General features: G+C 41.3%; 18 protein-coding genes. All 18 read right to left on the bottom strand.

The genetic code is table 11. The annotated features are described in order from the left end of the window. Positions 1–61 precede the first annotated feature (61 nt). Complete coding sequence (locus PV403_RS04850; protein ID WP_213532622.1) at positions 62–511, bottom strand: RicAFT regulatory complex protein RicA family protein; 450 nt, start codon at positions 509–511, stop codon at positions 62–64. 57 nt (positions 512–568) lie between these two features. Next, complete coding sequence (gene miaB, locus PV403_RS04845) at positions 569–2,122, bottom strand: tRNA (N6-isopentenyl adenosine(37)-C2)-methylthiotransferase MiaB (protein ID WP_213532621.1); 1,554 nt, start codon at positions 2,120–2,122, stop codon at positions 569–571. 226 nt (positions 2,123–2,348) lie between these two features. Next, positions 2,349–2,921, bottom strand: coding sequence for a phosphate propanoyltransferase (gene pduL / locus PV403_RS04840; protein ID WP_213532620.1), 573 nt, complete (start codon positions 2,919–2,921; stop codon positions 2,349–2,351). A gap of 115 nt (positions 2,922–3,036) precedes the next feature. Beyond that, positions 3,037–4,026: a dipeptidase gene (locus PV403_RS04835; protein WP_332083729.1), complete on the bottom strand. Its 990-nt coding sequence runs from the start codon at positions 4,024–4,026 to the stop codon at positions 3,037–3,039. Between the two features lie 118 nt (positions 4,027–4,144). Next, positions 4,145–4,405: a stage V sporulation protein S gene (locus PV403_RS04830; protein ID WP_213532618.1), complete on the bottom strand. Its 261-nt coding sequence runs from the start codon at positions 4,403–4,405 to the stop codon at positions 4,145–4,147. A gap of 241 nt (positions 4,406–4,646) precedes the next feature. Continuing rightward, positions 4,647–5,444: a TIGR00282 family metallophosphoesterase gene (locus PV403_RS04825; protein ID WP_213532726.1), complete on the bottom strand. Its 798-nt coding sequence runs from the start codon at positions 5,442–5,444 to the stop codon at positions 4,647–4,649. Between the two features lie 94 nt (positions 5,445–5,538). Further along, positions 5,539–7,089, bottom strand: a complete 1,551-nt coding sequence (gene rny / locus PV403_RS04820; RefSeq protein ID WP_213532617.1) for a ribonuclease Y — start codon at positions 7,087–7,089, stop codon at positions 5,539–5,541. 326 nt (positions 7,090–7,415) lie between these two features. Next, positions 7,416–8,144 (bottom strand): regulatory protein RecX, encoded by a 729-nt coding sequence (locus tag PV403_RS04815; protein WP_249717195.1) that lies wholly within the window; start codon positions 8,142–8,144, stop codon positions 7,416–7,418. Between the two features lie 225 nt (positions 8,145–8,369). Next, a complete protein-coding gene (gene recA, locus PV403_RS04810; protein WP_213532724.1) occupies positions 8,370–9,431 on the bottom strand; it encodes a recombinase RecA in 1,062 nt (353 codons plus the stop codon). Between the two features lie 386 nt (positions 9,432–9,817). Next, positions 9,818–11,083, bottom strand: a complete 1,266-nt coding sequence (locus tag PV403_RS04805) for a competence/damage-inducible protein A (protein ID WP_213532616.1) — start codon at positions 11,081–11,083, stop codon at positions 9,818–9,820. A gap of 120 nt (positions 11,084–11,203) precedes the next feature. Continuing rightward, positions 11,204–11,785, bottom strand: a complete 582-nt coding sequence (gene pgsA / locus PV403_RS04800; protein ID WP_213532615.1) for a CDP-diacylglycerol--glycerol-3-phosphate 3-phosphatidyltransferase — start codon at positions 11,783–11,785, stop codon at positions 11,204–11,206. A 185-nt stretch (positions 11,786–11,970) separates the two neighbouring features. Beyond that, a complete protein-coding gene (locus PV403_RS04795) occupies positions 11,971–12,459 on the bottom strand; it encodes a YajQ family cyclic di-GMP-binding protein (protein WP_213532614.1) in 489 nt (162 codons plus the stop codon). A 152-nt stretch (positions 12,460–12,611) separates the two neighbouring features. Further along, complete coding sequence (locus PV403_RS04790) at positions 12,612–13,592, bottom strand: helix-turn-helix domain-containing protein (protein WP_213532613.1); 981 nt, start codon at positions 13,590–13,592, stop codon at positions 12,612–12,614. An 82-nt stretch (positions 13,593–13,674) separates the two neighbouring features. Next, positions 13,675–14,442 (bottom strand): DUF3388 domain-containing protein, encoded by a 768-nt coding sequence (locus tag PV403_RS04785; RefSeq protein ID WP_213532612.1) that lies wholly within the window; start codon positions 14,440–14,442, stop codon positions 13,675–13,677. Between the two features lie 187 nt (positions 14,443–14,629). Further along, the gene (locus tag PV403_RS04780; protein ID WP_213532611.1) at positions 14,630–14,884 is read right to left on the bottom strand and encodes a DUF3243 domain-containing protein; all 255 of its coding nucleotides are present in this window, start codon (positions 14,882–14,884) and stop codon (positions 14,630–14,632) included. A gap of 99 nt (positions 14,885–14,983) precedes the next feature. Further along, entirely contained in the window at positions 14,984–15,754 is a 771-nt protein-coding gene (gene ymfI / locus PV403_RS04775) for an elongation factor P 5-aminopentanone reductase (RefSeq protein ID WP_332083728.1), read from the bottom strand. Position 15,755: 1 nt separating this feature from the next. Next, positions 15,756–17,036 carry an EF-P 5-aminopentanol modification-associated protein YfmH gene (gene yfmH, locus PV403_RS04770; protein ID WP_332083727.1) on the bottom strand — a complete coding sequence of 427 codons (1,281 nt, stop codon included), beginning with the start codon at positions 17,034–17,036 and terminating at the stop codon, positions 15,756–15,758. A 3-nt stretch (positions 17,037–17,039) separates the two neighbouring features. Further along, complete coding sequence (gene yfmF / locus PV403_RS04765; protein WP_332083726.1) at positions 17,040–18,320, bottom strand: EF-P 5-aminopentanol modification-associated protein YfmF; 1,281 nt, start codon at positions 18,318–18,320, stop codon at positions 17,040–17,042. Positions 18,321–18,471 lie beyond the last annotated feature (151 nt).

Below are 18,471 nucleotides of genomic sequence, written 5' to 3'. Positions count from 1 at the left end.
TGTCATTAACATTAATTATACAGAAAAAGAGCACGGAAACTTTTCCGCACCCTCTACTGTATTAATCACATCGTGATGGAGGTGCATCCGTTCCTGTCTCCACGTTTACTTTCTCGGAGACCGTATCGTGGATGACTGACATCACAAGCTGTAATAAATAGTTTATATCACTCTGGCTTTGTTGAAATTCAGTGACTAGCGGAATACCATCAATCTCATCCTGCAGTTGCTCGATCTCAGCTTCAATCTTAGCAACCATTTCTTTATTTTGAAATGACTCAAAAGCTACAATTTCTTTCTGTTTCTTTTTCATCTTTTGGATGAGTCCTTGTATTCGCTCATGTTCTTGAATTTTAGCCTCAGCTTGTTTGAAATGTTGAACTTCTTCGCTCGTACCAATTAAATCAGCGAGCTCTTTGGCCTTATTCATAATATCATCGCGTATAATGAGATCCCGCGTTCGAAATGAAGGCATACCATATTGATTGACTTTCTGTTGATCGCTTTCCATAATGATCGCTCCATTCTGTTAGGTTGGCTCATAATGCAATGTATCTCTAGTTGTATATTAGTTATTCGCCGCTTGTGGTAAAGGGAGCCATTCACCCTTGATATACCACGATTTAGCATCTGTAATTTTCACTTGTACAAAAGTACCGATTAATTCTTTTGGTCCTTCGAAATGAACAAGTTTGTTTCCGCGAGTTCGACCAGACAGTACTTCGTCATTATTCTTGCTTTCTCCTTCTACAAGAACTTCGACAACTTGTCCTTTCATTCGCTCGTGTGCTTCAAAGCTGTATTCTTGAACCGCTTTGTTCAATCGTTGAAGACGTTCTTTCTTCACTTCCATCGGAACGTTGTCTTCCATTACGGCAGCCGGCGTTCCTTCACGAGGTGAATAAATATAGGTATATGCAAAGTCAAATCCCACTTCCCGAACGAGTGACAGCGTATCTTCAAACTGTTCATCTGTCTCCCCAGGGAAACCAACAATGATGTCCGTAGTCAGGACAGCACCAGGGATGGTTTGTTTAATTTTGTGTGCAAGTTCCAGATAGCGTTCACGAGTATACTTACGGCTCATTTTTTTCAGCACTTCCGTACTTCCCGATTGCACCGGAAGGTGAATATGTTCCACCAGGTTTCCGCCTTTGGCAAGTACTTCAATCAGATGATCGTCAAAATCACGCGGATGCGAAGTAGTGAAACGCACTCTTGGAATATCAATCTTGCGAATCTCGTCCATGAGATCACCGAAACCATACTTTATATCCGTAAAGTCTTTACCATACGCATTCACGTTTTGCCCTAGCAGGGTAATCTCTTTAAAACCTTGGCGTGCTAGGTCACGGACTTCCGCAATCACATCTTCAGGCCGGCGGCTGCGCTCTTTACCGCGCGTGAATGGAACAATGCAGTAAGTACAGAACTTGTCGCATCCGTACATAATGTTGACCCATGCGCGTAAACCTTGGCGTTTCTTAGGCATATTTTCAATAATATCGCCTTCTTTGGACCACACTTCAACGACCATTTCCTTGCTAAAGTATGCTTCTTTGATTAGATAAGGCAGTCTATGAATATTATGTGTTCCAAAAATCATATCGACAAAGCCATGCTTCTGCAGGATACGGTTTACTACATTTTCTTCTTGTGACATACATCCACATACACCAAGTAACAAATCCGGTTTCTCGGTCTTCAAATGTTTCAGATGACCTAATTCTCCGAATACCTTGTCTTCGGCATTTTCACGGATGGCACAAGTGTTTAAAAGAATAATATCCGCTTCCTTACGATCTTCGGTCGGCTGATACCCCATCTCTTCCAGCATTCCTTTAATCGTCTCTGAATCATGTTCATTCATCTGGCATCCATAAGTATATACCAGATAATGTTTACCTTTACCGATCGCTTTCAGTTCCTCAGGAATTGCATTATCATACAATACCTCAATATTCTCTTTCCCCCGTTGTTTCTCGCGTTTCTGATTAGGCTCCGATATAATATTGATTTCACGTCCACGAATTCGGATCTTCTTACCGAACTCATCCTCAGAGAGAACTTTTGCATCCGAAAAATCAAAATACTTGGAGTAATCCTTTGCATCTTTCGTCATGGTAGATCGGTCACTCCTTACGCTAAATCTATTTCGTATTTCCTATCCATTATCGATCATCAATATCCAACTCAAAAAGGCATTACACCAAATTATATCATGATTCACAATCCATATCTACCGTACTTCCCCATCATAAAAAATACAAAAAAAGGGTTGTCCCCTCTGGATTAAAAAATCCACTCGGAACAACCCTTGCTTAATTCGTACTTATAAGGACGGATGCTTAGCCAATAATTTCAGCTACATCACCGGTTTTAGCACCAGCTGCATTTGCTTCGTCTGTATCGATATGCATATCAAGAGCAAAGGATTCAGATACTCGTGCAATGACATTTTCCAGAACAAGACCACGTTCTCCACCAAGGCGAACTTTTAGCATATCTTTATCTTTAATGCCCCATTTTTCTGCATCAGAAGTATGGAAATGAATGTGTCTTGCAGCTACAATCACGCCTTCTTCCAAAGTTACTTCGCCTGCTGGTCCTTTTAGAGTAACACCAGGAGTACCTTCAATAGATCCGGATTCACGAACTGGCGCTTTTACTCCAATTGCAAAAGAATCGGTACGAGAAATTTCCAATTGGCTTGCCGGACGTGCCGGTCCCAAAATTCTCACTTTATCAAATTGGCCTTTTGGTCCAATAACAGCAACGGTTTCGTTCGCTGCAAATTGTCCAGGTTGGGACAACGGTTTAAATTCAGTCAATTGATATCCAGCTCCGAACAAAGCTTCCACATGTTCTTGGGTTAGATGGATGTGACGTGCAGACACACCTACTGGTACTGTTTTAGTCATTTCAAATAACACTCCTTAATTCTCTGTCTATATATTTGGTCCGTCCTATATTATACCCACATTAAGACCCAATTGAAAAGGCATCCTTCACTTTCCGTTCTTTTAAGTCTATAAATTAAGGTTTCTCCATTAAATTTTCACATAGAAATGAGAGCACATTATCATACATAAACTGTCTGACTAACGTTTCGGAATAGTGTTTCTGCAATAGTTCTACAAGATCAGGATACTTACCAGGATGTTCAAGACCTTCTATCCACTGATGGATACCATCGAAGTCCGATCCAAACATGATATGGTCTGCCCCTCCTAAAGAACAAACATGATCGATATGTTTTAAGAGATCTGCTTTTGTTACTTTTTCTTCCTTTTTCACAAACCAAGGAACAAAGGTCATCCCGATTCGTCCATTCAGCGCAATGATCGCACGAATCTGATCATCTGTAAGGTTACGAGGGTTTGGACAAATTGTTCTTGCATTAGAATGGGAAGCGATAATTGGCCGTTCCGTCATATCGGTGAGCTCCCAAAACCCAGCCTCTGATAAATGAGATACATCTATGATCAGTCCTATATCATTACATTTCTTAATGAACATTCTTCCCTTATTCGTGAATCCTCCATTTCTTTCTTCCAAAATCCCATCTGCAGCCCAGTTCGCATAATTCCATGTGACACCAATAAACCGCACACCCTTATCATAAATGAGATCAAGATAAGATAGATTGCCTTCGAGGCCATCCACACCTTCAAGCGATAACAAACTCCATATCTGATTCCTATTCTGCCATTCATCTTGGTTAATAAGATTTCGGAGATCCTGTGCATCTTGTTTCCATCGTAAAGGCCGTAAACCCAGCTCACTGCTTTTTTGTTCCATTAGCCTCTCATATATCTCTATCTGCCTATAGACATGTTCAAATCGCGGCGTACCCAGTCGCTCGGATAGATAGATCGCAAATGTTTGAAGCGCCACCTTTCCCTCTAATAACCTACTCATCGTAACATCGAGTTCAGAATCGTTTAGGAAATCAAGACTCGGTTCAAACTGCATTTTATACAGTACATCGCAGTGCATATCAATAGCAGGAATATGTAACTTCATAGGAGTAACCCCCTTCACCTTCTTAGCATTACTGCTATGAAACTTATCATGTCTTTATTCTTACGCAAAAAAGCCCATTTGCACTACCAAGTGCAAACAGGCTAAGACTACTGCTTATTTATCTGGGTTCTACAATCAGTTTAATTGCTGTCCGGTCTTCCCCGTCGATTACGATATCCGTAAAGGCAGGGATACAAATGAGATCAACTCCGCTCGGTGCCACAAATCCCCGGGCAATGGCTACTGCTTTTACTGCTTGATTAAGAGCTCCTGCACCAATCGCTTGCAATTCAGCATTTCCGCGTTCTCTAAGAACACCTGCTAATGCACCTGCGACTGAATTCGGATTGGACTTGGCTGAAACTTTTAATACTTCCATGGTAAGTACCTCCCCTGGGAATAGGATGATGGATTGTTTCCACGACATGGTCCAACATGTGATAAATGCAGTAACTTAACTGAATCTCTCGGCCTCTTTAGCTCATGCAATAGTCCGCCCGGTTGTTTTAGCTTGATCTTCTGAATGAACAGACTCTAATAAATGTTATTCGCGAGAATGGAAAAGATTCCTTCTTTTTATCAGGTGCAGAGGCCTGACTGAAAGAGATCTGTAAAATCCTTTATTCCATTCTCCATTCATCTTCAACTAACCGGATTTTTTCAATCTTTGTTGCTCTACCCGTGTTCTCATCGATATCAATGAGTACCGCGTGGAAATGCCATTTTCCTTCGTCCACATTAAAACGTACTGGCAAACTAGTTAGAAATTTATGAAGTACAGCTTCCCGTTCCATACCCAAAATTCCATCTTTTGGTCCTACCATCCCAACATCCGTAATCGCAGCGGTACCTTCCTCTAATATTCGCTCATCATTAGTTTGCACATGTGTATGTGTACCTACAACGACCGAAGCTCTGCCATCCAAATAATATGCCATCGCAATTTTCTCGGATGTTGCCTCCGCATGAAAATCTACCAGAATACATTTATGTTTCTTCTTCAGCTCGTCCACCAGTTCATCCGCTTTACGGAAAGGATCATCTAGCGCCGGTAAAAAGGTACGACCTTGTAAATTAACAATAGCCAGTTCTTTACCATTAGCTTTGATTACAGCATGGCCTTTACCTGGTGTGGAGTCTTCTGGAAAATTAGCTGGACGAATCAAGCGAGGTTCATCATCAATAAATTCAAAAATATCTCGATTGTCCCAAGTATGATTGCCCATCGTAATTCCATGGACACCCCAGTCGAAGAATTGTCTGGCAATGGACTGAGTTATGCCTCGGCCCGATGCTGAGTTCTCACCATTCGCTATGATGATATGAGGATTATATTTTGTTTTGAGTAATGGAAGGTTTTCCTTCAATGCTTTCCGACCAACGCTACCAACGATGTCTCCAATAAATAAAACTTTAATGTGTATTGCCTCCTTTTAACCTATATACGGAAAAATTAATCATCTATGAATGAGAAAAGTGGCCGAAGCTCGGCCACTTTTCTTCGTTTCATTCTTATTTAGCGTATTCCACTGCACGTGTTTCTCTGAGGACCGTTACTTTAATATGTCCTGGATAATCTAATTCGTTCTCAATCATTTTCGAAATATCGCGTGCTAAGCGGAACGCTTCAGCATCATCGATCTTATCCGGTTGTACCATAACGCGAATTTCACGACCTGCTTGAATCGCGTACGATTTTTCAACTCCATCAAATGATTCGGAGATTGCTTCTAGTTTTTCCAAGCGTTTAATGTAAGTCTCTAGTGTCTCACGACGTGCACCCGGTCTTGCAGCAGATAATGCATCAGCTGCTCCAACCAACATTGCAATAACAGAAGTAGCTTCTTCATCACCATGATGGGATGCAATACTATTAATAACAACAGGATGCTCTTTATATTTTTTCGCTAATTCCACGCCGATTTCCACGTGTGAACCTTCCACTTCGTGATCGAGTGCTTTACCAATGTCATGCAGCAGGCCAGCTCTTTTGGCAAGTACGATATCTTCGCCAAGTTCTCCAGCCATCAGCCCTGTCAGGTAAGCAACTTCCATCGAATGCTTCAACACGTTTTGTCCATAGCTTGTACGGAATTTAAGTCGTCCGAGAATTTTGATTAAATCTGGATGTAAACCATGAACTCCTACCTCAAAGGTAGCTTGTTCACCGTATTCGCGAATACGTTCATCCACTTCTTTACGCGATTTTTCAACCATCTCTTCAATCCGTGCAGGATGGATTCGTCCATCCGCCACTAATTTTTCCAAGGCGGTTCTTGCAATCTCGCGACGAATTGGGTCAAAGCCAGAGAGAATAACTGCTTCCGGAGTATCATCAATAATGAGATCAATCCCTGTAAGGGTTTCAAGTGCACGAATATTACGGCCTTCACGACCGATAATACGTCCTTTCATCTCTTCGTTAGGCAGTGTCACGACCGATACGGTAGTCTCGGCAACATGATCAGCTGCACAACGCTGGATAGCCAGTGTAATAATCTCGCGGGATTTCTTATCCGCCTCTTCTTTCGCTTGTTGCTCGATATCTTTAATCATTTGAGCCGTTTCATGACGAACTTCTTGCTCTACATTGGACAGAATGATGCTCCGAGCATCTTCCATCGTCAGATTGGAGATTCTTTCAAGCTCCGTTACCTGACTCTTGTAGATTGTTTCAATTTGTTGCTGTGTCTCATCAATTCGCTTCTCTTTGTTGGCCACTTGTTCTTCTTTGCGTTCCAAGGAATCCATTTTTTTATCCAGCGATTCTTCCTTTTGCAACAATCGTCTTTCTTGTCGTTGAATTTCATTTCGACGTTCACGAATGTCTTTTTCAGCTTCGGTACGAACACGATGAACTTCATCTTTTGCTTCAAGTACCGTTTCTTTCTTCAATGCCTCTGCATCTTTTCTCGCATTTTCTACGATTTGGACTGCAGCTTCTTCAGCACTGGAAATTTTAGCTTCAGCTAAAGATTTGCGAATAAAATATCCGGCAAGGAACCCAATAATCCCAAAAACTAAAGCGGCAACAACGAGAATTAACCAGGCGATAGCACTCATTCTGTTCACCTCCCCGTTGATTCCTCCAAGGGATTTCTCCTTGGGATATTCATGTTTTTGTTTGCATTTCAAGACTACACATTTACAAAAAAATCCATACAGTGAAATTCACTGTTTCTTTTTTTGTACACGCCAGGGCATGTACACTCTACCGCCGCAGGACATGGCGGACTTACACTACTGCCTTTATACAAGACTCTGCATCAAATGTACTTTTTTGGAAGGAAAAAATACTTTTTTTGTTGCATAGGCTCAGTTACATTTTAGTATTCGTATTAAGATATTGTCAAGAGAATGAACATTTTCGGGATCCAGGACACCACATTTTACCTAAAATCCTCTTCAAACTCCTGTTCCTCCTCAGAACTCTCGAGTACAAGCTGTGCCATTACCTTTCGTGTCACTTCTCCTGAGTAGCCTCTTCTCATAAGAAAGGGGTACGTTTTTCGTTTCTTTTCCGTGAGATCACCTTTGATCTGATTCCATTTTTTTCGTCCAACCATAAGTGCGCTGTTCCACTCTTCTTCTACACTGATTTCGCCAAGCGCTTCCGTAATGTCTTCTTTGGCAATGCCTTTTTGACGCAGCTCTTGACCTACCCACAGTTTTCCCTTGCGATGATTTGAAATACGCTGTCTAGTCCACTCTTTAGCATATAACGAATCGTCAATGAGTCCCTCTTGCTCCAGTCTTGTTAATATTTCTTCTATGATAGGTAGTGTAAACTCTTTTTCTTTTAATTTTTTTGATATCTCATGACGAGTTCTTGCTTTGCGTCCGAGAAAACGCAGTCCCTGTACATAAGCACGCTGTTTTTCATCCGCAACTACGATCTCTTCCAGCTCATTTTTATGAAAAGTGTTACCTTTGGTCATACGATATTTAATCATTACATCTTCAAGAACGGATAACTCATATTGCCCAAAATAGATGGTATACCTGGAATCGCGTCCTTTCATCTTTTCTACCCGAGTAATTTCAAGCATTTGTTCAGGAAAATGACTAATCCCTTTTTGTTCTTCTTCATTACGATCGAACTCATCGTATTCTTTCACTTTACCACGCCTTTCTTGATACCTTGTTCTATTATCTACTTTGTTTCGGACCTATTACATATAAAAAAACCGCAGCCAAAATAAGCCGCGGTTTCTTACTCTTACACTATAAAGCGTTCCTGACAGTTCATACAGTTGTATAAGGGTAACGTTATAGTAACATCTATTCTGCCAGGAAAAACATGTCCTTTACAGGTACCTTGTTCTCACATTTAGCGAATCTTTTTATTCGACCTCAAACAATTCCTGTTCTTCTTTCGCTTCTTTCGCTTTATCTGCTTCAGAAGGAGCTTCAACCACAGTCGTCAAATTGCTTGCTTCACGAATCTTTTGTTCAATCGTTTGAGCGATCACAGGATTTTCTTTCAAGAACTGTTTTGCATTTTCACGGCCTTGACCTAAACGTTCACCGCTGTAAGAGTACCAAGCGCCACTCTTATCAACAATCCCATGTTCAGTACCGATATCAATAAGACTTCCTTCCTTGGAAATCCCTTCACCATACATAATGTCGACTTCCGCTTGTTTAAACGGAGGAGCAACTTTATTTTTGACAACTTTAACTCTTGTACGGTTTCCGACAACGTCGTTACCCATTTTAATGCTTTCAATCCGGCGGACATCAAGACGAACTGTGGAATAGAACTTCAGTGCGCGTCCACCTGGTGTTGTCTCTGGATTACCGAACATAACCCCAACTTTTTCACGAAGCTGGTTAATAAAGATTGCAATCGTTTTGGACTTACTGATTGCACCAGACAGCTTACGAAGCGCTTGAGACATCAGACGAGCTTGAAGACCTACGTGAGAATCTCCCATATCTCCTTCAATCTCTGCCTTAGGCACAAGTGCAGCAACAGAGTCAATAACCACAATATCAACAGCACCACTTCTTACAAGAGCTTCAGCAATTTCAAGACCTTGCTCCCCTGTATCTGGTTGAGAAAGAAGTAATTCATCGATATTTACACCCAGTTTGCTTGCATATTGCGGGTCAAGCGCATGCTCTGCATCAATAAATGCAGCTTGTCCGCCTGCCTTTTGAACTTCAGCAATAGCATGGAGTGCAACAGTTGTTTTACCTGATGATTCTGGTCCATATATTTCAATAATCCGACCTCTTGGAAATCCGCCGGTTCCTAGTGCAATATCTAAAGCAATCGATCCACTGGGTACAATTTCTACTTGCATGTGAGTTGATTCACCCAGTTTCATAATTGAACCTTTACCGAATTGTTTCTCTATTTGACGTAGCGCCATATCTAACGCTGCACGACGATCTGACAATAAACTCACATCCTTCTATGTTTATAACTCTATGATACTCTCTTTGGTCTCGTTTGCCAAGCATTTTTTGAGAACATACATTCGTTTTTTTTCGAGAGACCAGGGGCCCGCTGATCCTCTGAGCATAAAAAAAGGAAGAACCTGTGCAAATCTGATTTGCGCCCGGTTCTTCCGATTACTTGTAGTATACTGGTTCAAATCAAAAGCGTCAAACATATATAACTTGAATCAATTTCATAACTCATTAATAATGATGAACTTGTAACTATATATAGACAAATAAAACCATTTCGATCTATATACAATCTTGATAAAAACAACTAAAGGTATTATGAAATTGATTCACTTATAGTACTTTTTTCTTCATCTGCTTTGTAACTATTTATCTAGTTCAGTTTTTCGTTCTCAACCAGTCGGCGCCACAAACGATATAAAATGGTTTTAGCAGAACGAATTCGAATCGTCTCCCGATTACCGCTCAGTTTTAATTCATGAACTTCTGTCTCCTTGTCTCGTTCAGCTATACCAATGTATACAAGACCTACTTCTTTTCGCTCTGAATATCCCGGACCTGCTACACCCGTAATGGATAGTCCGTAGTCTGAATCTGCAATCATCTGAGCTTGTTCTGCGAGTACTTTCGCTACTTCAGGACTCACGGCCCCAGGTGCATCTTCACCTTCAAGATAATGATGCGGTACATTCAGAAGCTTCTCTTTCATTTCATTCGAGTAGCATACAAATCCGCCTCGAAGCATGGTTCCGCTCCCTGGAATAGAAGTTAGAAGGGCCATCAGCAGCCCCCCTGTGCAGCTTTCAGCTGCTGCCAGCGTCTGTTCGCGATCTGCCATCATTTCAACGATAACATGTTCTATCGGAATATCATGGCTTGCATACATATGCTCAGGTAACCGCTGCTGAATAAGAAGCTCAAGCTCATTTAACTTCACCATGGCTTCTCTTTCACTTGGAGCCTTCGTTGAGATTCGTACGGTAACTTCTCCTTCACTTGCATAAGGGGCAATCGTAGGATCCGTTTGACTCGTAATCAAATCTTTCAGCTTGTCCTCAAGCATAGATTCACCAATACCGGCGAACTTAAGCATTTTTGAATATATCGGCATTTCGCCAGCTAAAACATGCTGATACAACCAAGGCAATACCTGGTTTGTAAACATGGGCTTAAGCTCTTTCGGAGGACCAGGAAGAATAATATAATGGGTTCCTTCATGACTGATCGCATTCCCAAGTGCTAGTCCCGTTTCGTTAAGCAACGGACTTGCTCCTTCTATAATAGTAGCTTGACGTTTATTATTTTCCGTCATCACTGTACCGCGTCTAGTGAACATTTTTTCAATTTGATCCAGGGAACGCTGATCCATCAGAAGATTTAGTCCCAGGAGATCGGCTAAAACATCCTTTGTAATATCATCTTGAGTCGGACCGATTCCGCCTGAAAAAACAACAATATCTGCACGGCTCCGCGCCGTTTCTATCGCTTGTCTCATCCGGCTGGCATTATCCCCGACAACCGTCTGAAAATATACATCAACACCAATAGCAGCAAGCTCCTTCGATAGGAACTGAGCATTCGTATTCACGATTTGACCGAGTAAAAGTTCTGTACCTACTGCGATAATCTCTGCTTTCATGTTAACTCCTCCAGTCTCCCAGCTTATGTTTCTAGTCCCCAAAAGAGCAATAGGATTTACCTATTGCTCTTTTGCGTTGAATTATAAAATTATATTAAACAATTACGCTTAGGTTTACGCTTAGTTTTGGCGAAGAAGATGTTTGTTCTTAACAAAATAGTCGATTCCAGAGTACAGAGTCACGATGGTTGCCAGCCAGATGAAAATAACATCCATAGGGATGGATATAAAAGCAAATGGGAAATTATTCAATAATAAAAGGGAAATTGCGATAATTTGAGTTACCGTCTTCACCTTGCCCCAAGAGCTGGCAGCTACAACGGAACCATCCAGCAGCGCTACCTGACGTAATCCTGTTACCGCAAATTCACGACTGATGATAACAACAGCCATCCATGATGGTACACTGCCCATTTCAACTAAGGAAACAAGCACAGCTGTAATTAAAAGTTTATCTGCAAGCGGATCAAGTAGTTTACCGAGATTGGTAACCAGATTGTGTTTTCGCGCAATGTATCCGTCAATTCCATCAGTACTCGCAGCTACGATAAAAATAATCACAGCAATGAGCTGGTTATAAGGAAGAGAATAATCACCAAACTGGATTGGAGATGGATAAAAATCAAAATCAACTAGCAAAAAGATCATCATGACCGGAATCATGAAAATTCTTGCTAGTGTGATTCGGTTGGGTAAATTCAAGAAAGACGCCCTCCCCTTTAGATCGTACTTGGAGATCTGCAGTGATAGCAAATCCCCCCTATGTCTATTTGTCATTCATGAGATATGTAATGAATCCTGAGCATCTCTATTTATGAATTTCTACTCCTTACATATATCCGAGCATGAAAACATATAGAGATTTACTCATGATTTCATATCTTGTTTTATTTCATGTTTGTAAACTGAAGATCAAGAGGTAAATCACTTGAGCGCAGCAACTGTATAATCGCTTGAAGATCATCCCGACTTTTTCCAGAGACCCTGATTTGATCGCCTTGGATTTGACTTTTTACTTTTAGCTTCGAGTCACGAATCAGAACATTAATTTTTTTAGCATTATCTTGATCAATTCCTTGTTTAAAACCAAGACGCTGACGCACGGTACCCATCGAAGCAGGCTCAACTTTACCATAGTCAAGATTTTTTAGCGGGAGACCTCTTTTAACCATTTTTGATTGTAAAACGTCAATGACTGCATTCAGTTTATATTCATCATCTGAAACGATAATAAGCGCATCTTTCTCTATTTTAAGACTGCTCTTACTACCTTTAAAATCGTAACGGCTCCCAATTTCTTTCTCTGCTTGGGTTACGGCGTTCGTTAGTTCCGCCAAATCTAATTTGGATACAATATCAAATGAACTTTCACTCATATGATCCACTTCCTTTCATTAGTCATGATGCCCTATGTAACATTATATTAGAATAGGGTCCATAAATCGAATCTCTATCAAAATCTTGTCAGATAACCTTACTCGAAAAAACATGTACAGCGACATTTCGCTGTACATGTTAGAGTAGGCAATTACTCGCCAGAATCTGAAGATTCATCTTCGCCTGCCGTATTGCTCTGATCAGAACTTGATCCTTCCACACGCTCTAAACGAATTCGATTCGTCGTCTTTCCATCGGTAACCACTTCACCATTAACGGTAATTTCCGTAGCGGGAGCGTAGCCAGATTTAATGTACATTCCTTCTGGACCAAGATCAAAACTGTAGGTTTGTCCCTCTGCCGTGTTATCTCTGAACAATTTCTCACCACTAGAGTTCTCACCTGCATATACTTCCATCCAGCTAAGACCTGAAGCTTTAATTACAACCTTCACCGGTTCACCTTCACTACCGCCAGCAACGTCAAAGATCGTAATATTACCTGCTGTACCGCTCTGCGTAATCGTCACTGGCTGTTCAGTTGGATCTTCGGCAGGCTCTTCTTCAGCCGGAGTATCTTCTCCATCGCTTGGATCTTGCTGATCTCCACCGCCTACATCGGTACCTGGCTCCTCTGTATCCTCGCCCGCAACCCCTTCGTCTTCGGATGGTGTTGGCGTTTCATTTACAGGTGGGTTTACCTGTTGTTCCGTATCAGGATTACTTGGAATCTCAGCTTGATTCTTATCCTTATCACTTGCATAAACGTAAATTAGAACTAGAATGAGAGCCAAAAAAGTCCAAGGTAATACAGTAGTCAACCATTTGTTATTACGCTCCGAAGCCGGACGGCTGGAACGCTTCGTAATAACCGGTTCCATTGTAGCTTCTTGTTCTGAATCTGGAACATCCTTCTTATGTCCTTCGAGCAGCTCATCAGGATTCAATCCTACCGTTTCCGCATAGGTTTTAATAAACGCCCGCACATAAAAGCTGCCAGGGAGAACTTTATAATCTCCGGATTCGATTGCTTCAAGATACCTTTTTCTAATCTTTGTCATTTCTTGAACATCATCAAGGCTTAGTCCTTTTTGCAGCCGGGCCTCTTTCAACTGCTGACCCAGTTCAGACATGCGAATTCCTCCTCTTTTTTTGTCTTATCCAAGATGTATTTCATTTATAAAAAACACATTTCTTTAAATTATCGCTGTACCTTTACAGATCATCGGTATAATTTGCAGTAAACGTATCATATATAATCTCTTCGTCTGGAGTGCTTCGAAGTTCAATGATAATATCGAAATCATTATAGTCATACTCAGATTCTTGCACGAAAATGTCAGGATGCTCAATTACTTTCGTACTCGGCATGCTCATGATCTCTTGCAGCAAATTATAGTGTTTCTCGTTAGAACGAATTGTACTCACAATCCCGTCGACAATAAAGACATTATTTGGGTTCATTTCGTCCTCAGACATTTGACTGCGTATGGTTTGACGCAATAGAGTAGACGATACAAACGTCCATCGTTTCATCGCACATACACTTCCGGCAATAATGGATTCCGTTTTTCCTACACGCGGCATTCCCCGCAAACCAATAACCTGATTTCCTTCCTTCTTAAATACTTCACCCAAAAAATCAACAAGTAACCCAAGTTCATCCCTTGTAAAACGAAAAGTTTTACGATCATCTGAATCCCGATCAATATATCGGCCATGTCTGACCGCGAGTATATCCACAAGTCTTGGCGCACGAAGAGCTGTTACCGTAATGTTATTCACTTTTTTCAGCATTTGACCTAAGAGTTGGATCTTCTCATCATCATCTGACTCGATCAGCATCCCTCTTGTCTTTCCTTCAACACCATTAATAGTCAAAATGTTTACTTCAAGCATTCCAAGCATGGAAGCAATATCACCAAGGAGTCCAGGTCTGTTCTTATGTATTTTGTACTCCATATACCATTGTTTGTACTCCATATTAACACCTCTGAAGCTTATTCCTCAATATTCGACATAATCAGTCATTCCCCGAGCAGAAAATGTTTGGATCTGAATCCATCAAACATGGGTCTTACTAATGATATATAAAATAAAAATGAATTACAAGAACCAAGGATGTAACAATTACAGAAAAGCTCCCTTTCGGGAGCTCTTCCGTGCGCCACTATGCGTTTTTCTTAGCCAATTTGACCATGAGCTTAGCAATTGTACGACGCTCTTCCTCATTACCCACGTCCCATAGTTCTTTTAATGCACGGTTGGATGGGTTTGCCGGATCGACTTTTTCATCAAGAAAATCACCGATTTCGTAAGCAAGTTTATTAATGACATCTTCGCTAATACCGAGTTTTTCGGCCTGCGCTACACGATCACCCAGAAATTTTTTCCATGCATCAAAATTACTGACTACTGTTGACATCATTAAATCCTCCTTAGCATTACTCATGAGATTTAAAGTGAGCAGTAGTTAATATGAGCAAGGTACGTACTCCTTATACAGGAATTAATTTACTGTGTTCTAGGTCAGCCAGCCGCCATTCGGCGATATAATCTGTCCATTAATATAACCAGACTCAGGAAGTGCTAAAAAATATACCAATGAAGAAATTTCATCTGGTTTAGCTAATCTCCCTGCAGGAATTTCTTGTTCGAGCGTTCTCTTTTCCTCTTCGTCGAAGGAACTCATCATATCTGTATCCACGGCACCTGGTGCCACTGCATTCACCGTCACACCAGAGGGAGCCAGTTCTTTGGCCAGCGCTTTCGTGAAAGCATTGATTCCTCCCTTAGTCGCTGAATACAGTACCTCACAAGAAGCCCCTGATATTCCCCAGATCGATGAGACGTTAATGATCCGGCCATACCGCTGAGAGACCATACCCGGCATAAACATTTGCGTGCACAGGAAAGTACCTTTCAGATTAACCGCCATGACATGGTCCCATTCTTCTTCCGTGACATCAGACAGAAGACCATAATGAGAAATCCCAGCATTATTTACCAGAACATCAGGAATCATGTCATAATCTTTTAATTTTTGAGCCATACGCTCGATTTGTTCTTTGCTGGTTAAATCCGCACTGACGGTCATAATTCTACCGCCAAAATCCATACACTGCCTTGCGACTTCGTTGGCTGCTTCATGAGAACTCATATAATGAATAACTACATTCATTCCAACAGACGCAAAACGCTTAGCTATGGCTGCTCCAATCCCCCTGCTTGCTCCTGTAACCAGAACCGTTGTATCGAGTATAGGCTTCATAAAGGATCCGGCTTCTCTCTCCATGTTAAGGACTCACCACCAAAGATACTGCCAGCTGATCCCAATTAATATGTTCTCTAAGACGACGATTTACATCTTCGAGTGTAATGGATTCATAAATGGGCAGTACACGGAATAAATCCCCGCCGCGGAATTGATAACGAGTAAATTCATGTGCAATACTCTCGGGGGAATTAAGCATACGCAAGTATCCACCCATTTTTTTCTTGCGAGTCCGCTCAAAATGATTTTGGTCAAAACCTTTTTGCTGCATCGCTTCCACTTCTGTACGTACACGTGCTAACAAAAGATCAGGATCTTTTGTATCTCCGCCCACAGCGGAAAAGCTATACTGAGCTGAACTGTTATACTCATGCCCAAAACCATCTGATATCAAATCTTCGTCATAAAGTTTCTGGTACAGTTCAGTACTTGAACCAAACAATAAATCAAGCATCAATCGTGTGGTTAAATCCTCTCGCACCAATTCCTCACCGCTGAGGCCTTTACTTAGTTCCTTAAATCCAAATAAACATTTGGGTAAAGAAACCGCAAGTTTTACTTCCCGGCGTTTCTGACCTACTTCAAGAGGTTCCTCTTCAAATAGACGATCTATTTTTCCTTGCTTCTCATAATTCTTTTGGGCCTGATTGTTACGAATGAGTTCCATGACTTCCCCAGGGTCAACTCCACCCACTACAAAGAGAAGCATATTGCTCGGATGATAAAATGCATTATAGCAATCATAAAGCGTTTCTTTCGTAATTGTACTGATGGATTCAATTGTACCTGCAATGTCAATTCTCACCGGATGTTTCTGGAACATCGCTTCGATTAATCCAAAATAAACGCGCCAATCCGGATTATCCTGATACATATTAATTTCCTGGCCGATAATCCCTTTTTCTTTTTCTACATTTTGATCTGTAAAATAAGGATTTTGCACGAAATTCACAAGTGTCTCGATGTTTTCGTTAATATTTTCGGTAGCTGAAAATAAATAGACGGTCTGATCGAAACTTGTAAATGCATTAGCAGAAGCACCATGAGATGCAAACTTAGCAAATATATCGCCTTCAGGCTCTTCAAACATCTTGTGTTCCAAAAAATGAGCAATCCCGTCGGGTACTTGCTGCTCCTCTTTCCCCTCTACTCGAAAATGGTTGTCTACAGAACCAAACTTCGTAGCAAAAGTAGCATAGGTTTTTTCAAACCCGGGCTTAGGCAGTACATATACAGAAAGACCGTTGTCCATTACTTCATAATACAAAGTTTCTTGTAGATGTTCATATCGTATGCTCTCCACCGGTCATTCCCCCTTCTGATCTCTCAAGAAATAAATGGTATCCAGTTGGAACGTTTCCGCCGCCTTCTGAACATCTTCTTTCGTTAAGGACTCGATTTGCGTAAGCAATTCCATCGTTGTTCGTTCTTTACCTGACAACTGACGGTTGAAATCATAAGAGATCATCTCAAATGCAGAATCTCCGATTTCCTTAAGCAAATTACGAATCATCGCCTTCGTTTGGTTCATCTCCAGGTCAGAGATTTTACCTTCTTTTAAATCGGATAATTGATTCGTAATAATCTCTACCGCCTGCTCGTAATTGGGGATCTCGATTCCTGATTGAATCGTTGCAATACCTTTATGACCGTCATATCTCGAAGAAGCATAGTAAGCAAGACTATGTTTCTCCCTCACGTTAACAAACAGTTTGGAGTGAGGATATCCGCCCAAAATACCATTGTACATTAAGGCAGATGCATACTGGTCGTCTCCATATGTAATGGATGTTCGAAGACCCATATTCAGTTTCCCCTGATTTACATTCAGCTTCTCAACAACGGTTTGTACTTCGCGGTGCTGACGACTGCTCACTTCCGTTTTGTACTCGAATGAACTATTGCGATTCAGATGAAAATACTTCTCTACGAGCTTTTCAACTTCTTCAAGTGTGGTGTCTCCTACTACATATAGGTCCATTCCCGCGTCCTGGAGCCACTGTTCATAGGACTTATAAAGCCCTTCTGGTTCAATTCCCGGAAGATCTTTACGTTCTCCTAAAGGATGAAGACGGTAGGGTTCCCCTTTACACATTTCTTCAATACAGCGCTCTCCTGCGTAACGAATTTTATCGTTTACAATGGACTCTAGTCTTTTGCGAACGGTATCTCGCTCTTGTTGAACATAGGAAGAGCGGAAATGACCGTTTTCCTTCGCAGGGCTTGTAACCACTTCACCAAGAAAAGCAAAGGATCGGTCAAGCAGTTTATCACTGCTTTGAACAAAGGAGTCATTAATGGTATCCATACGAAACTGGATAATTTGATGATCTCCTCTTTTGTATACGTCAAAACCGAATCCTGCTCCATACAGCTCTTCTAACTGCTCACGAAACTGGATTGTCTCTGGATATGATGATGTTCCTCTACGCAGAACGAATGGAATCAGTGCTGTACTCGTAACCGTATCTTCTTTAAGCGGCGCGCCCACATACAGAGATATGGCAAACGTCTTAAAGCGTTTGGTAGGCAGCACATGAATGCGAATATGCTGATTGCTGCCGCGTTCGAATCCTGTATTAGTCAAGTTTCAAAACCCCTTTACGACGTCATAATTTTTTTCATTAATTTTCCTAGTATGATTTCATTCTAACTCATTCAAAAGCACAGAAGCAACCGAAGGAATTCCGCCGATTGCTGTCCGTACATTCTTTATTAAGTATTAAGCTGTTGTTACA

Source organism: Paenibacillus sp. GYB006, assembly GCF_036577645.1.
GTDB lineage: Bacteria > Bacillota > Bacilli > Paenibacillales > Paenibacillaceae > Paenibacillus.
This window is presented reverse-complemented; position numbering and strand designations above follow the sequence as displayed.

Excerpts from the sequence above, each read along its gene's own strand:
- PV403_RS04805 (WP_213532616.1), bottom strand. The coding sequence starts at position 11,083 with ATGAAAGCAGAGATTATCGCAGTAGGTACAGAACTTTTACTCGGTCAA.
- PV403_RS04835 (WP_332083729.1), bottom strand. The coding sequence starts at position 4,026 with ATGAAGTTACATATTCCTGCTATTGATATGCACTGCGATGTACTGTAT.
- PV403_RS04785 (WP_213532612.1), bottom strand. The coding sequence starts at position 14,442 with ATGGAGTACAAACAATGGTATATGGAGTACAAAATACATAAGAACAGA.
- rny (WP_213532617.1), bottom strand. The coding sequence starts at position 7,089 with ATGAGTGCTATCGCCTGGTTAATTCTCGTTGTTGCCGCTTTAGTTTTT.
- miaB (WP_213532621.1), bottom strand. The coding sequence starts at position 2,122 with ATGACGAAAGATGCAAAGGATTACTCCAAGTATTTTGATTTTTCGGAT.
- ymfI (WP_332083728.1), bottom strand. The coding sequence starts at position 15,754 with ATGGAGAGAGAAGCCGGATCCTTTATGAAGCCTATACTCGATACAACG.
- PV403_RS04795 (WP_213532614.1), bottom strand. The coding sequence starts at position 12,459 with ATGAGTGAAAGTTCATTTGATATTGTATCCAAATTAGATTTGGCGGAA.
- pduL (WP_213532620.1), bottom strand. The coding sequence starts at position 2,921 with ATGACTAAAACAGTACCAGTAGGTGTGTCTGCACGTCACATCCATCTA.
- PV403_RS04830 (WP_213532618.1), bottom strand. The coding sequence starts at position 4,405 with ATGGAAGTATTAAAAGTTTCAGCCAAGTCCAATCCGAATTCAGTCGCA.
- PV403_RS04780 (WP_213532611.1), bottom strand. The coding sequence starts at position 14,884 with ATGTCAACAGTAGTCAGTAATTTTGATGCATGGAAAAAATTTCTGGGT.
- PV403_RS04790 (WP_213532613.1), bottom strand. The coding sequence starts at position 13,592 with ATGTCTGAACTGGGTCAGCAGTTGAAAGAGGCCCGGCTGCAAAAAGGA.
- PV403_RS04850 (WP_213532622.1), bottom strand. The coding sequence starts at position 511 with ATGGAAAGCGATCAACAGAAAGTCAATCAATATGGTATGCCTTCATTT.